Below are 14,111 nucleotides of genomic sequence, written 5' to 3'. Positions count from 1 at the left end.
CCCCGAAACACCCCCAACAACCACCCCCCCTTAAGCGTCGGCGAGGGGGCCGTGAGTGTTTTGGGCGGCTATCGCAACCCAAAACACTCACGGCCATTCACCTGCGTAAATCACTATCTATCCGGTCGCGGGAGGTCCAGGACAGGAGTCGGGAGCTGAGCGCTTTGCCGTGGGTGTCGAGGGCGAGGGAGGTCGTCACCCCGCCGTCGAGGGCTTGGCGGCAGGTGAACTGCAGTGCGCACAGGTTCCGGAGTTCGTAGCGCAGCACCTTGCCTCGGACGTGGTCGGCGAGGTGCACGCGGACCCGCTCGGCCGTGACCTCCCGGAGCAGCAGGTCGAAGTCCTCGTCCCGGTAGGGGAACAGCGACAGCGTCGAGGTGTCGCCCTTGTCCCCGGCCCGGCAGTGCGCGATGTCATGCAGCAGCACCGTCGCGGGCTCGGCGAAGTAGCCGCGACCTGTCCCGCGCATTCCAGGACGTGCCCGACGAGCGTTCCCGCCGCGATTCGCGGCAAGTCGTCGAGTTCCCAGCCAAGCCGGTGCGCCAGCGGCGCGACGAACAGCGACGGGTCCGCGACCCGCCCGGTCAGCACCACGTCCGCCCCGGTGTCCAGCGCCGGTAGCAGCGCCTCGGCGCCCAGGTACGCGTTCGCCGACACGGCCGCGCCGTGGTCGGCGAGCGGAACCCCGTCCTCCGGCGCGGGGATCCGCAGGTCGAGCCGGTCCGGGACGTCGTCGCCGGTGACCACGCGATCTTGCCGCACAGCCCGAGTTCCGCCAGCAGGTCACGGGTGAGCATCCCCGCCGCGAGGGGATTCGCCGCGCCCATATTCGTCACGATCCGCACGCCGTGCTCGCAGGCGACCGGCAGCAACCGCTCGGACCGCGCGCGAAGCCGCAGGTCGTAGCCGAGCGCCGAGTCGCGCGGTTTCCCCTGCTGGCCGAGCGCGATCGTGCGTTCCGCCAGGCATTCCAGGACCAAGTCGTCCAGTCCGGCCCGCGCCGTGAGGTCCACCGCCGGTTCGATCCGGTCCCCGGCGAATCCGGCTCCACTCCCGATGCGCATCACAGCACCCCAGTGACCAGTGCGACCGCGGTCATCACCAGTGTCGTGCCGAACGCCCACCCGAAGATGAACCGCTAATTAATGCCCTGTGGGCATGGATCTGACGCTTCAACAGCTCCGACTGGTGCTCGCGGTGCATGACGCCGGGAGCTTCACGCTCGCCAGCGAGCAGCTGCACCTGGCGCAGTCCTCGATGAGCCGCACGGTCCGCGAAGTGGAGCGCAAGCTCGGCATCACGCTGTTCGAGCGCACCACGCGGAACCTGATCACCACGCCGGAAGGCCACGAGTTCTGCCGGGTGGCGCGGCGCATGGTCGAAGCCTTCGACGCCGGGATCAACCACTTCGAGGGGTTCCTGGCCGGCAGCCGCGGCCGGGTGCGGATCGCGGCGCTGCCGTCGCTGGCGGCGGTCCTGCTGCCGCCCGTGGTTTCCGTCTACCGCGCGGAGTACCCCGGGGTCGAGCTGTCCATCGACGATGAGATGTCCGACGAGGTGCTGCGGCGGGTCCGCACCGGCGTGGTCGACCTGGCCGTCGCAGTGGTGCCCGAACCGCTGCCGGACCTGCAGGTCCGGCCGATCGCCGAACGGGCTTTCGCGACGGCCCAGGTTCGACCGAACCTGGCGCTGGAATCGCGCAACATCACCACCGTCGCCGGGCTCGTCGCGGCCGGGCTCGGCGTGGCGGTGATGCCCGGGCTGGTGCTGCCGCTCGTCCAGTTCGCCGGCCTAGAGCACCAGGCGTTGGGCGGGCCCGAGATCAGCCGGCGCATCGCGGTGGTCCGCGAACCGAACCGCCCACTCGCCGGCATCGGAGGCGTTCATGACCGCGATCGGCCGGACTTTGCGCTCCACGGACCCCCTGGCCCCGGAAACGACCTGGCTCTGACCCGGACGCTCCAACCGCCGCACGACCTAAGAGGTCACAGCTCTTGTGTCTGAGCTAGGGCGGGCATGAGACGCGGCTTGCGAACTTGCTCGGTGCGGCTGACCTGGGGCGAATAGCTCCCGGAAGGCTTCGGAGGTCGGCCGGTGGGGGAGCTCCTGGCGTTGAGCTCGGCGCTTTGCTTCGGTGTGATCCACTTCGTGAACGGCCTGGTGTCGCGCCGCCACTCGGGCATCGTCGTGGCGGCTCACGCGCAAGTCGGTGGAACGCTGGTCAGCTTGCTGCTTCTTTTCACCCCGGCCGGATCCCCCACCGCGTCGGCCATGTGGTGGGGTGCTCTCTCCGGCTTGGGCGCTGGGATCGGCGTGGCCTTCCGGTACCGGGCGATGCGGCGCGGGCCGATGAGCGTGGTGGCACCGATCAGCGACGTCGGGGCGCTGGCACTTCCGGCCGTGTTCGGCATCGCGCTGCTCGGCGAGCGACCATCCCCGTTGGCGCTGGGCGGAATTGTGGGCCAGCCTGCCAGCGATCTGGTTGTCATCCGGCGGAGAGCGCGCACCGCGAGGACGTGGTGCGCCGGAGGAGTTGGTCGCCCGAGTCGGCTTCGCCGGGCAGTTCATCGGAATGGGCCAGGTCACTGGCGACGCCGGGTGGTATCCGGTCATCGCCAGCCGAATCGTCTCGGTCTTGGTCAGCGGCGTGTTGGCCGTCAGCACTGCGGAGGTGCGGCTGCTGTCCGCGAAACCGGCCGCAACTGCGCTGGCGGGCGGCGCCGTCGGCAACCGTTGCGATCTACCCGGCCGTTCGCGTCGGGCGCTACTGCTGCTCGGCGAACACACCACCCGCGCACAGCTCCTGGCCCGTTGTGCGCGGCAGCGGCGATCGCTTCGCTGTCCTTGGCGTAGTGCGGGTCAGGAGGGCTTGACCGCGCGGTGGACCGCCGCGACCCCGCTGGTGAGGTTGCGCCACTGCACGTCGGCCCAACCGGACTCGGCGATCAGCTCCGCCAGCTCGCGCTGGTCCGGCCACTCGCGGATGGACTCCGCGAGGTACACGTAGGCGTCCGGGTTCGATGACACCGCGCGGGCGATCGGCGGTAGCGCCCGCATCAGGTAGTTCAGGTAGATCGTCTGGAACGGCTGCCAGGTGGGGGTGGAGAACTCGCACACCACCAGCCGACCTCCGGGGCGCACCACCCTGAGCATCTCCCGCAGGCCCGCGGCCGTGTCGACCAGGTTCCGCAGCCCGAACGAAATCGTCGCGGCGTCGAAGGCTGCGTCGGCGAACGGCAGCCGGAGCGCGTCCGCCGCCACCATCGGCACCCCTCGGTGCCGACCAACCGACAGCATGCCCAGCGAGAAGTCCGCGGCCACGCACCACGCGCCGGAGCGGGCGAACTCCACCGTCGACACACCGCTGCCGGCCGCCAGGTCCAGCACCCGCTCGCCGGGCTTGGGTGCCAGGGCCCGCCGGGTCACATCCCGCCACCGCCGGTCCTGCCCGAAGGACAGCACCGTGTTGGTCAGGTCGTACCTGCGCGCGACGCCGTCGAACATCGCGGCGACCTCGCGGGGGTTCTTGTCCAAACCAGCCCTAGACACACCCGAAGCGTACGTGGCAGGACCAGCGAGATCACCATCACGCCCGTCGAATCCGCATCGCGGAAGTCATGTTCCTCTTCGACCGCCCCGGATCACACTTCGGGCAGGTCGGGTGGCAAGTGGATTCGCAGGCGTTCCCGCAACGCTCCCTTCCCAGGGTGGGGCTCCCACTGTCCCGTCCGGCGGAATCCGACGCGCTCGTAGAAGCGTCGGGCAGCCAGGTTCGCGTCGAAGACGCGCAGCGTCACAGAAATGGCGCCAGTTGTCCGGGACCACGAAAGGACCGCATCGACCAGGGCTTCCGCGACTCCCTTGCCGCGCCACTCGGGGGCGACCCACATCGCTTCGAGCTGGTACTCCGCCGGGGTCCGAGCCGGCACCGCAGCGACCACCCCCACCGCCGCTCTCCCGGACCAAGCCAGGAACCACGGGCCGCCGGCGAGCCGCTCCCGCCAGAACTCCATCGGCTCCGCCCGCTCCCGGTCCAAAGTGGATCCGAACGCATCCGGGTCGGCCGCGAGTGCGCGCAGCCTCGCCTCCCGCAAAGCGGTCAGCTCGCTGTCCATCACTCGCCGCACCAAGACCACGGAACCCATGATGAGCGGGAGAAGCTTTCCAACACAACGAATTTTTCCTTGCGGGGAAGCAAGTCCGCCCGACGCGCACGTGGTTCCAGGGATCGATCCGGTGAGCGGCGGTAGCTGTCCCGAAGTCGCCTGATCTCTGTTTGAAGCGGCGCACCCGCCCACCCTCGCAACCGACACCGCAGGAGCCCACGAAGCCGTAACTCCGCCCGCGGCGCAGCGCGAAGGGGTCAAGCGGCCAACGGCTCCACGCGCGCCGTCACCTCGGCGTAGTGTCCGATCAGCTGTTGGCACAGCGCGGGCCAGGTTCGCCCAGCGACCGCTACACGCGCCGCTTCGCCGAACCGCTCCCGCAGCGCCGGGTCGCGCAACGCCGTGACAGCGGCGTGCAGGGCATTCGCGTGCACAGCGGGATCGTCTGCGGGCAGCAGATAACCGGTACGACCGTGGTCGACGAGATCCCGGGGGCCGCCCGCGTCCGGGGCGATGACCGGGACGCCCGAAGCCATTGCCTCCTGCACAGCCTGGCAGAACGTCTCGTGCGGCCCGGTGTGCACGAAAACGTCGAGGCTCGCGTAGATCCGCGCCAGCTCATCCCCGGTCCGCTGCCCCAGGAACACCGCGCCCGGCAACGCCGCGCTGAGGTTCTGGCGTTCAGGCCCGTCACCCACGACGACAAGCCGCACGCCCGGCATCCCGCCCAGCGCCGCCAACCTCTCGATGCGCTTCTCCGGAGCCAACCGCCCCACGTACCCGACGAGCAACTCACCGTTCGGCGCCAACTCGCCGCGCAGGCCCGAATCCCGGTGCTGCGGCGAGAAACGCGTTGTGTCCACGCCCCGACCCCACCGGTGCACCCGCGGAACGCCGTGCTCCAGCAGCATGTCCACGGCCCAAGTCGACGGCGCGAGCGTCCGGTCGGCGGCACCGTGCAGGCGGCGGATCCAGCGCCACGCGGCTCGCGCGGTCAGGCCCAAGCCGTACGACTCGGCGAAGCCCGCGACGTCGGTCTGGTACACCGCGACGGTCGGGACACCGAGCCGCCTCGCGGCGGCCAGGCCGCGCGCCCCGACGATGAACGGCGACGCGAGGTGCACGACATCCGGGCGGAATTCCTGCAACCCGCGTAGCAACCGCCGCGTCGGGAAGCCGATCGGCAACGACGACACCAGCGGCAGATCCACCGCGGGCAGCCGGATCACCGGGAAGCCCGCGTACTCCACCGGGCCCGCTCCTGGGGCGATCACCAGTGCCGCGTCGCCCCGACGGCGCAAGTGCTCCAGCACCCGGAGCACGGAATTCGTAACCCCGTTGATCTGCGGCAGGAAGCTCTCGGTCACGATCGCTATGCGCACGCCGAAAACGGTGACGCCCCGGCCCGGCGAACAGTCGACCACAACGTGACAGCATCGCCAACGCCAACCGAAGACCCCGCCAACTCGCCAAGCGGCGCGCAATCGTGACCTGCCCCTCCACAACCGGCCACCTGAGTGTTGCGCTCCGGTCACCCACCGCACGGAGCCTGGGACGGCATGACGGTCCTGCCTTCCCCACCCGCGCAGATCGATCCTGCCCTGGTGTCGCGGGCGTTCGAGGTCGCCGGCCGACTCGCGAACGACGCCGCAGACGTGATCATCGCGACCGCGGGCCGGGGAGCGCGCCCCGAGCCCACCGAGTCGCCGTTCGACTGGGTCACCGACACCGGCCGCACCCTGGAACGCCACACCCGGCGGATCCTCGCCGACGAATTCCCCGGAATCCCGGTGTTCGGCGAGGAATTCGACGCCGCGCCCACCACGGTCGCCGAGCACTGGGCCGCCCGCGCCGGTTCGGCGAGATTCCGCTGGTCGGTCGACCCGGTCGACGGCACCGCCAACTACGTCGCGGGCCTGCCCTGGTGTGCCTACAGCCTCGCCATGCTCGACGAGCACGGCCCGGTGGTCGGGGTGGTCGCCGACCCGTACCGCACGCAGATCTACGCCGCGGCGCGCGGCCGCGGCATGCGCGCCAACGGCACGCCGGTGCGGTTGCCCGTACCGGGCGAGGCGCGCGGGGGCATCGTGTGCACGGAACTGACCAAGGACGGGCCGTGGCACGGCATGGACCGGTTCATCACCAATGCCGCGAGCGCCCAGGTCGGGGTTCGATTACTGGGCTCGCCGGCGCTGGCGATCACCCAGGTCGCCCTCGGCCACGCGGTCGCGGCGGTGCTGGACTCGTATCAGGAATGGGACGTCGCCGGAGCGCTCGCGCTGGCCACCGAAGCCGGTGCCACCGTGCTGGACCGCCGGGGCAACGCAACCGCTCTCCCGCTGGACGGGCTGCTGGTGGCCGCCCCCGGCGTCGCCGCCGACGTGCACGACTGGTGGCGGCAGACGACCGGGCCGAGCTGACCCTCACAGGCGGCCCGAGCCAGCGCGCGGGCCGGAGCCGAACCCGGCTTCGGACCGAACACCGCCGACATCGGCCGCAGCAGGGGGAACTGCTCGCGCAGCACCGTCACTTGCTCGTGGACCCGGCTGAGATCGGGTGCTGCGACCAGCTCCACGACCGTCTCCAACACGTGATCGGTGATCATGCTGAACCTGGTCGCGGCGTCATCGAGCTGGCTCTGCACCCGGCGCACAACTGCGTCGTCCCGCGGCTCGCTGCCAGCCAGACCTCGCCCCACCTCGGAAAGCGCGCGAATGTTCGGCAATTCCGCGTCCATCCGCCGAACGACCGTCTGCAACTGGTGGCGGGCCTGCGTGGAGGACACCGCGTCGACGGCGCGGGCGGCTCGGTACACCGCCTGCTCGCACCGCTGGACCTCGTGCAACCACTTGTCAGGCAAGGGCGACGGAGACAGAACGGGCGGCGCAGCAGGGGACGCGGCGGCGGGCGCGGTTATCACTCTCCGGGCGCAGACAACGGCCAACATCACTCCTGCCCCGCACGCCCCGGCGATCAGCGCGACCAGAACTTGCACCCAGATTCCGTCCATGTCGAGTTGTGTCCTTCCACTTGGCCGCAGAGGCATTCGAAACCGGTGTCCCGCCCGTGGGCACCGATCCGACGATGTCGACCGGACCGAAGTTCCCGAGCGCCCCCAGGAATCACTCTGCGCCCGCCGGGCCCCTAAGTTCTTGGGGGAAAGTACTCAATCTGATCGCGTGTGCCGCGACTCTTGCCCGTTCGGCCCGGCCGATCACGGCTGTGCGGCGGATCTTGCCAGGTACTGCATCTCGGCGAGCAGGAACTCCAGCCCGCCGGTGTGCACCCCGTCCCGGCCACCGGGTCGGACGAACCCACCGAACTCCGCAGGATCCGGCCGTTCCAGGCGGGCCACCGAGAACACCTCGTCGAGCACCCCGCGAACGTCGCCGCGCACGTCCGCCGGATCCACCCCACAGCCGGCGTCCGCCAACCGCGCCTCGGCCGGGTGCGGGACGAACAGCTCGCCGGTCATCGGCCACACCCGCTGGAACCCGGCCGCCATGAGCCGGGACGAACTGGTGCCGCCATCGCCAAGGCGGATCACCCACTGGGCGGCGTGGTCCCGGTGCCGCGTCAGCCCCGCGAGCGACCGCGCCGCCAAGGTGGCCAGCACCGCGTCCCGGCTCCGCGCCAGCCGTTCGAACACCGCGACCCGCCATGCGGCGAACAGCAGCAGCCGCGCGACTGTCGCCGAGAAATCCCCGACCTGGCCGGGGCCACAGTCGATCTCGACCAGGCGGACGTTGCGGAATTCCTCGGCCGTCCGCAGGTACGCGAGGCTGTCCTCGTCCCGCCCCGCGCCTTCCACCTCGCCCGCGCGGTGCAACAGGATCCTGGCCTGCCCCAACAGGTCCAGCGCGATCGCGCCGATCGCGGCAGCCTCTTCCAGTTCCGGGGCGCGAATTCCCCACTCGGACAACCGGTGCGACAGGATCAGCGCATCGTCGCCGAGCATCAGGCAGTACTGCGAGAGGTCCGAAGTGGCCACGCCACCCGGAACCGATCGATCCACAGTGGACATCGAAGGTGCGCCGAGCACCCACTGCTGCACATCCGACGCACCGGGCTGCACTTCAGGCATGTTCATGGCGACCTCGCAGACGCGAGTCGGCGGTCGGCAGGAACGGATGGGCCGCTATCCCCACCCACGGGTCCACATGGGTCGTGCGAATCCGCCGCCAGCCCCCTTCCGGCGGGAATCCAGTGTCACACCACCCGACCGAGTTAGGGAAGCCTGATCAGCGGTACAAGGGCACAACGACTCATCGCGCAGTCGGCCGCCGCAGCAGCCAGTACACCGGCAGCAGAACCGCCCACACCACGGCGAGCGAACTGGACACCGGCAGCAGCGACAAGACCGCGTTGCGCCCGGCGACCCGGACCAGATCCGGGTTCCGCGAGTCGTACTCGACCCGGACCAGCTGGCCGGCCTGCAGGTCTGCGGGGTACAGCACGCCGTTCGGCGGGATGTAGACGCGGCCCTCCTCGGTGTTGAAGCGCACCACGGTCCGGGTCAGCGAGGTGTCCACCACCTCGGCCACCGCTTCGCCCTTGGACTCCTCGATGGTCCGATCGTTGATGAAGCACGCCCCGATGATGGACAGCCCCATCACGGTCAGCAGCAGGCCGAGCACCAGAACGCCCCGGCGGGCACGCGTCCGCCCCCGGCCACGGGTCGGCACCGCCACCGGCTGGTCACCGTCCGTGCTGGAATCGGTCACCGAGTCGGCCGCGTTCCGCGCCACCGCTTCGCTCGCCACGGTGACCGATTGTAGGCATCCCGCCATCGGCGAGTCGCAGGCCTTCGGTGCCGCCCACCGCTTCGGAAGCGGCGCATACCCTCCAGGAGTGGCGACTACACCCCGGCTGCTGACGGCGCGAACCCGACGGCTCGAACCAGGCGACCCTCGATACGACCGTCCCCTGTTGGAGTTACTCCCCGCAGACGGCGTGCTCAGCTGGGTCCGCGACAGCTCCGGGCTCGTCGGCTGGGGCTGCGCGGCTCGCCTCGATGTTTCCGGGCGCGACCGCTTCAGCCAGGCCGACGCCTGGTGGCGAGAGCTTTGTCACCAGTTCGAGGTCGAAGACTCGGTGGGGCTGCCCGGCTGCGGGCCGGTGGCGTTCGCCAGCCTGGCCTTCGCCGACGAGCCCGGGGATTCGGTGCTGATCGTCCCCGAGGTCATCATCGGGCAACGCGACGGGGTGCGCTGGATCACCACGATCGGCGACGGCTCCGCCGAGCCACAGCAGCCCGAGCCCGTGCACCCGCCCGGCACGGTGTCCTACAGCGACGGACAACTCTCCGCGACCGGTTACCGCCAGTCCGTGGTTTCCCGCCAGTCCGTGGCCGAGGCAGTGCGCCGCATGCGGGAAACCGGCGATCTCGACAAAATCGTGCTCTCCCACGACCTGCTGGTCTGAACCGCTCGACACGCGGTACCTGCTGCACAACCTTGCCGCCCGGTACCCGACCTGCTGGACGTTCGCGGTGGACGGGCTCGTCGGCGCCACCCCGGAGTTGCTGCTCGAACGCATGGGATACGAAGTGCGGTCCCGGGTGCTCGCCGGCACGGTCTGGCCGCGCGGGGGGCACACCGCCGAACAGCTCGCGGCCGAACTTCTGGCGTCCGCAAAGAACCGAAGCGAACACGCCTACGCGGCGGAGTCGTTGGCGGTCCGACTCCGTCCCTTCTGCAGTGATCTCACAGTGCCGGACGAGCCGGAGGTCATCCGGCTGCGCAACGTCCTGCACCTCGCGACGAACGTCGAGGGCAAGCTCAGCGAAAGCAACGCGACCACCGGCCCGGCAACGCTGCTGCGCATGGTCGCCGCAGTGCACCCCACGGCTGCCGTCGGGGGAACACCGACCGATGACGCGGTGCTGGCGATCGACGAGCTGGAAGGGATGGACCGGGGGCGCTACGCGGGCCCGGTCGGCTGGCTGGACGGCAGCGGCAACGGCGAGTTCGCCATAGCCCTCCGCTGCGCCCAAGTTGAAGCGACCGCCACGCCCGGCGTCGGGGCCGGACGTGGCGGCGGCAAGGTGCGGCTGTTCGCGGGGTGCGGAATCGTCCCTGATTCCGACCCCGACCTCGAGGTCGCGGAGGCGGAAGCGAAGCTGCTCCCGATCCGCGAAGCCCTCGAAGGCGTCCGCTAGCGCGAACCGCGCACTAGTGCTCGTGCAGCAGGGCGTGCGTGCGGTCGAGCTCCGCCACGGCCTTCGGCGGCGCCACCATGACGTGATTCACACGCGGCGGTACCCCGGTCGCTTCGCCGACCGGCGGCTTGCCTTTGGTGAACAACCAGGTGTTGAACAGCTCGTCGAGCTGCTTGCCGGAGCGCTGCTCGGCGAGCGCGATGAACTCCTCGATCGTGCCGGTGGAGTAGCGCTTCTCCGACCCCCAGGTCCGGACGATGTCCTGCAGAACCGCGTCTCCGACCACGTTGCGCAAGGCTTGCACGGTCATCGCGCCGCGGTCGTACACCGCAGCGTCGAACACGGCCCCCGCACCGGGATCACCCGGCAGGACCTGCCAGAACGGGTCGTCGGCCGGGTGCCGCCCGTAGTAGTAGTCGAAGAGTTCCTGCGCGGTGCCGGTGCCCTGCTTCTCCGACCAGAGCCACTCCGCGTAGGACGCGAAGCCTTCGTTCAGCCAGATGTTGCGCCAGGTGTCCACCGAAACCGAGTCGCCGAACCACTGGTGCGCGTTCTCGTGCACCACCACTGAGGTGTTGGCGCCGTTCCGGAAGAACTTGTGGCTGTAGGTCGGCCGGGTCTGGTTCTCCAGCGCGAAGTTCATCCCCTCGGAAGAGACCAGTCCGCCCTGCGCCTCGAACGGGTACTCGCCGAGCAACCCGCTCAGGAACTCCACGACCTCCGGGGTGCGTTCGACGCTGGCCTTCGCCGCGCCCTCCAACTCGCCGAGGTTGTCGGAGTACGCGCTGACGAACGGCTGCCCGAACGCGCCGGTCTTGGTGCTGATCCCGTACTGCCCGACGCCGATGAACGCCAGGTAGGTGGCGGTTGGTTTTGTCGTGCGCCACTGCCAGGTCGTCCAGCCCGCCAGGCTGGAGTTCTTGGTGTTCACACCGTTGGACACCACCTCGGTGCCGTCCGGAACGGCGACCGAGACGTCGAAGGTCGCCTTGTCCCTGGGGTGGTCGTTGCTCGGGAACCACCAGGCCGCGATCTCCGGTTCGCCAACCGCGAGCGCACCGTCGGAAGTGCGGATCCACGGCGTGAGGCCGTCCACCTCGACCGTCGACGGCACGCCCTCGTACTCGACGACGAAGGTCGCGAGGCTTCCCTCGGGCAACGTCACCGGCGGCGTCACCGTCAGTTCCATGCCGGCCTGCGAGAACTGCGCGGGCACCCCGTTGACCCGCACCGACTTGGTGGTCAGCGCGAAGTCCAGGTTGAACGCGGTCAGGTTCTGCGTCGGTTTCGCGACGATCGTCGTGGTGCCCTGCAGATGGTCGTCCGCAGGCTGGTAACGCACCTGGATGTCGTAGTGAGAGACGTCGTACCCACCGTTGCCGTAACCCGGGAAGTATTCGTCGCCCGCGCCCGGCGCCCCCGGTCCGTCGCTGCCGGCCAACGCCGGTGTGGCGAGCAAAGCCGTCGCGCAGCACGCCGCCGCCGTGGCTCGCAGGCCGTGTCGTCGAAACACCTGCCACCTCCTCCGAACTTCTTGGTCCGGTAGGAGAATAAAGAAGCTCCTATCTACCAGGCATGTTTTCGGATCACCGGTTTTTCCCACTGTGCAGCGGAAAACCGCGAACGCAGGCACCGAAAACACCGGAGGCTGCCCGCACGACCACCCCGATTTGTGGGGAAACAACCCCCTTTCGAGCGACATCGGCGCACCGGTGACGCCAAACCAACGTGTGACGCCACCCGCCCGAACGGCGGGACCGACGGAATTCCCGAACGTTGAGATCAACCGGGCAGAGCCGAAAAGGCCGCGCTAGTCGGGTGTTTGGGAAGTCGATCCGGCCTTCGTTCTCGAAGCGGCATTGGACACCAACGACAGCTTCTGACCAAGGCGGCTCCGGATCGATCTTCCTACCGCTCCAAGAGAAGGCTCACCCAAGAGTGTCCGTTCGTGATCAACATAGGTGTGTGCCTTGCGGACACCAGTGGTTCACGAGGAGCTCAGCACCCGGTCACGACATCCCGCGGTCAGGCGGCATGCCGAGCTGTCAGCCGACCAGGGCAGACCGAACCGCAGTCAGCAACCGCTGGTGCACCGCACGCAGTTTGGTGCGATCCGCCGGCACCTCGACGACCCGCAATCCCGGCCGCCACTGCAGAGCAGCGGTGAACTCGGCACGCTCCCGCACCAGCACGTGCTCGACGCCGTGCGCCGCACAGAGCTTGCCGATGTCGGTTCCGTGCGGTGTCGCGAAGACCCGCTCGAAGGCCTCCCGGTGCTCGGGGCTTCCCTGTTCCAGCAGGGCGAAGATGCCGCCGCCGTCGTCGTTCAACACCACGATCGTCAGATCGGGCCGCTGTTCGTACGGTCCGAGCATCAGGCCGTTGCTGTCGTGCAGGAAAGTCAGGTCACCCAGGAGCGCGTAGGCCGGGCGGCCGTGCGCGACCGCGGCGCCGATCGCCGTCGACACCGTGCCGTCGATCCCAGCCACACCCCGGTTGCGGTGCACGACCACATCGGGCCGTTGGCGCGCGGCCAACGCCACGTCGCGGCTCGGGTTCGACGAACCCAGAACCAGCAGTGCGTGCTCAGGCAACATATCCACGACCTCGCGCGCCACGGCGGCACCGCTCGGCCAACGCTCCAGGTCAAGAGCCGCGTGCAGCGCCTCGGACGCCTTCTGGTCGGCGTGCTGCCACGCGGTGAGCCAGTCGGGATCGGCGTATCCCGGCGCGGCGCCGAAAGTCGCCGCGACCTCCCGCAAGTTGTGCGCCGGAGCAGCCCAGTCCACCCCACCGTGCGCGAGCAGCACTTCCACGTCGGTGTCCGCCAGTAATCGCTGGACCTGCCGGAACACCGTCGGGCGGCCGACGCACAACACCTGTTCTGGCCGGTGCTCCCGCATGAACTCGGGCAGGTTCAGCAGCCACATCCCGGTGCTGATCGCTGCCGAGCCGGCTAAGCCCACACCGCCGGACTCGGACAGCACCGGCCAGCCGTGACGATCGCCCCATTCGTTGGCGCTCTCGACACCCCAGTCGGTGACCAGCACGAGGCCGCGTCGAGCGTGCACTTGCGACAGTTCACTCGGCGCGCAGCCTCGTTGGGAGACTTCCGTCCACCGGGCGTCGCCCGGGCGTCCGGTCAGCGGCTCGCACCACTGGTCGTCGCCGTCGGGCACCAGCGGCTCCCGGAACGGGATGTTCAGGTGCACCGGGCCGCCCCGCGTGCCATCGGCCGCGGCGTGCCAGGCGCGACACACCTGGCTTCGCCAGTACGCGTTCTGTCCCGGGCGGCTCTCGGCGACCGCGAGCTCGTCGAACATCCGGACCTCGGCACCGAACAGCCGGTGCTGATCGATGGTCTGGTTGGCGCCCGCTGCGCGCAGCTCCGGCGGGCGATCCGCGGTCAGCACGATCAGCGGGACACCCGAGTGGTATGCCTCACTCACCGCCGGGTGCAGATTCGTCGCGGTCCCCGATGTGCAGACGACCGCCACCGGCAACTGCGTCCGCGCCGCCAACCCCAACGCGAGAAAACCCGCGCTGCGCTCGTCGATGCGTACGTGCAGCCGCAACCGCGCTGCGTGTGCGGCTCGGTGCAGCGCGTAAGACAGAGGTGCGTTGCGTGATCCCGGGGAGAGCACCACCTGCCGCACCCCGTTGCGGACGAGCTCGTCGACGATGACCTCAGCCTGGGCCGTGGACGGATTCAACCGATCACCTCTGAACATCGCTTGGCGAACGCCGGCCGAGGGAGCCTCGGGCCCCCTCGGCGTCGTCCCCGCAAGCGCCAGGTTGCTGCGGGGAGGCCCCCGCCCCGAGCGCTTGCTGCGCCTATTGTCCCA

At 69.7% G+C, this 14,111-nt stretch carries 13 protein-coding genes and 1 pseudogene; 5 read left to right on the top strand and 9 right to left on the bottom strand.

Annotated elements, in window-relative coordinates; all coding sequences use genetic code 11:
• Positions 1 to 97: 97 nt before the first annotated feature.
• Together SSPN_RS55665 and SSPN_RS52380 are read right to left on the bottom strand one after the other, a co-directional pair.
• Positions 98 to 469, bottom strand: coding sequence for an AtuA-related protein (locus SSPN_RS55665; RefSeq protein WP_010312459.1), 372 nt, complete (start codon positions 467 to 469; stop codon positions 98 to 100).
• A gap of 41 nt (positions 470 to 510) precedes the next feature.
• A pseudogene (locus SSPN_RS52380) lies at positions 511 to 1,064 on the bottom strand (acyclic terpene utilization AtuA family protein); the annotation flags it as partial.
• Positions 1,065 to 1,158: 94 nt separating this feature from the next.
• Between SSPN_RS52380 and SSPN_RS46600 the strand changes: the two are divergent.
• Positions 1,159 to 2,004 (top strand): LysR family transcriptional regulator, encoded by an 846-nt coding sequence (locus SSPN_RS46600; protein ID WP_237710792.1) that lies wholly within the window; start codon positions 1,159 to 1,161, stop codon positions 2,002 to 2,004.
• A gap of 90 nt (positions 2,005 to 2,094) precedes the next feature.
• Complete coding sequence (locus SSPN_RS52375) at positions 2,095 to 2,853, top strand: EamA family transporter (protein WP_010312454.1); 759 nt, start codon at positions 2,095 to 2,097, stop codon at positions 2,851 to 2,853.
• Between the two features lie 6 nt (positions 2,854 to 2,859).
• Here SSPN_RS52375 and SSPN_RS0130400 read toward each other — a convergent pair whose 3' ends face one another.
• The 3 genes from SSPN_RS0130400 to SSPN_RS0130390 form a co-directional block, all read right to left on the bottom strand.
• Positions 2,860 to 3,549: a demethylmenaquinone methyltransferase gene (locus SSPN_RS0130400; RefSeq protein ID WP_010312452.1), complete on the bottom strand. Its 690-nt coding sequence runs from the start codon at positions 3,547 to 3,549 to the stop codon at positions 2,860 to 2,862.
• A gap of 92 nt (positions 3,550 to 3,641) precedes the next feature.
• The gene (locus tag SSPN_RS46595) at positions 3,642 to 4,145 is read right to left on the bottom strand and encodes a GNAT family N-acetyltransferase (protein ID WP_010312450.1); all 504 of its coding nucleotides are present in this window, start codon (positions 4,143 to 4,145) and stop codon (positions 3,642 to 3,644) included.
• Between the two features lie 218 nt (positions 4,146 to 4,363).
• Positions 4,364 to 5,488, bottom strand: coding sequence for a glycosyltransferase family 4 protein (locus SSPN_RS0130390; RefSeq protein ID WP_029535875.1), 1,125 nt, complete (start codon positions 5,486 to 5,488; stop codon positions 4,364 to 4,366).
• Between the two features lie 177 nt (positions 5,489 to 5,665).
• Between SSPN_RS0130390 and SSPN_RS0130385 the strand changes: the two genes are divergently transcribed.
• Positions 5,666 to 6,526: an inositol monophosphatase family protein gene (locus SSPN_RS0130385; RefSeq protein WP_010312445.1), complete on the top strand. Its 861-nt coding sequence runs from the start codon at positions 5,666 to 5,668 to the stop codon at positions 6,524 to 6,526.
• 794 nt (positions 6,527 to 7,320) lie between these two features.
• Here the strand turns inward: SSPN_RS0130385 and paaC are convergent.
• Complete coding sequence (paaC, locus tag SSPN_RS0130375; RefSeq protein ID WP_010312443.1) at positions 7,321 to 8,196, bottom strand: 1,2-phenylacetyl-CoA epoxidase subunit PaaC; 876 nt, start codon at positions 8,194 to 8,196, stop codon at positions 7,321 to 7,323.
• Positions 8,197 to 8,371: 175 nt separating this feature from the next.
• Positions 8,372 to 8,854, bottom strand: coding sequence for a DUF3592 domain-containing protein (locus SSPN_RS0130370; protein ID WP_237710791.1), 483 nt, complete (start codon positions 8,852 to 8,854; stop codon positions 8,372 to 8,374).
• A gap of 205 nt (positions 8,855 to 9,059) precedes the next feature.
• Between SSPN_RS0130370 and SSPN_RS60620 the strand changes: the two genes are divergently transcribed.
• Together SSPN_RS60620 and SSPN_RS60615 are read left to right on the top strand one after the other, a co-directional pair.
• Positions 9,060 to 9,530 (top strand): isochorismate synthase, encoded by a 471-nt coding sequence (locus SSPN_RS60620; RefSeq protein ID WP_237710790.1) that lies wholly within the window; start codon positions 9,060 to 9,062, stop codon positions 9,528 to 9,530.
• Complete coding sequence (locus SSPN_RS60615) at positions 9,490 to 10,266, top strand: isochorismate synthase (RefSeq protein ID WP_337466380.1); 777 nt, start codon at positions 9,490 to 9,492, stop codon at positions 10,264 to 10,266. The genes SSPN_RS60620 and SSPN_RS60615 overlap by 41 nt, the downstream gene beginning before the upstream one ends.
• Positions 10,267 to 10,279: 13 nt before the next feature.
• On the opposite strand, the gene SSPN_RS0130360 is transcribed toward SSPN_RS60615, so the two are convergent.
• Positions 10,280 to 11,779 (bottom strand): M1 family metallopeptidase, encoded by a 1,500-nt coding sequence (locus SSPN_RS0130360; protein WP_010312439.1) that lies wholly within the window; start codon positions 11,777 to 11,779, stop codon positions 10,280 to 10,282.
• A 532-nt stretch (positions 11,780 to 12,311) separates the two neighbouring features.
• A complete protein-coding gene (gene menD / locus SSPN_RS0130355) occupies positions 12,312 to 13,979 on the bottom strand; it encodes a 2-succinyl-5-enolpyruvyl-6-hydroxy-3-cyclohexene-1-carboxylic-acid synthase (RefSeq protein ID WP_010312437.1) in 1,668 nt (555 codons plus the stop codon).
• Positions 13,980 to 14,111 lie beyond the last annotated feature (132 nt).

It is taken from the genome of Saccharopolyspora spinosa NRRL 18395 (assembly GCF_000194155.1).
GTDB lineage: Bacteria > Actinomycetota > Actinomycetes > Mycobacteriales > Pseudonocardiaceae > Saccharopolyspora > Saccharopolyspora spinosa.
The sequence above is the reverse complement of the archived record's forward strand: the minus strand, read 5'-3'. Positions and strand labels throughout refer to the sequence as shown.

What these genes read in the sequence shown, in the direction of transcription:
- SSPN_RS46600 (WP_237710792.1), top strand. Translation starts at nt 1,159, where the DNA reads ATGGATCTGACGCTTCAACAGCTCCGACTGGTGCTCGCGGTGCATGAC.
- paaC (WP_010312443.1), bottom strand. Translation starts at nt 8,196, where the DNA reads ATGAACATGCCTGAAGTGCAGCCCGGTGCGTCGGATGTGCAGCAGTGG.
- SSPN_RS0130385 (WP_010312445.1), top strand. Translation starts at nt 5,666, where the DNA reads ATGACGGTCCTGCCTTCCCCACCCGCGCAGATCGATCCTGCCCTGGTG.
- SSPN_RS46595 (WP_010312450.1), bottom strand. Translation starts at nt 4,145, where the DNA reads ATGGGTTCCGTGGTCTTGGTGCGGCGAGTGATGGACAGCGAGCTGACC.
- SSPN_RS55665 (WP_010312459.1), bottom strand. Translation starts at nt 469, where the DNA reads ATGCGCGGGACAGGTCGCGGCTACTTCGCCGAGCCCGCGACGGTGCTG.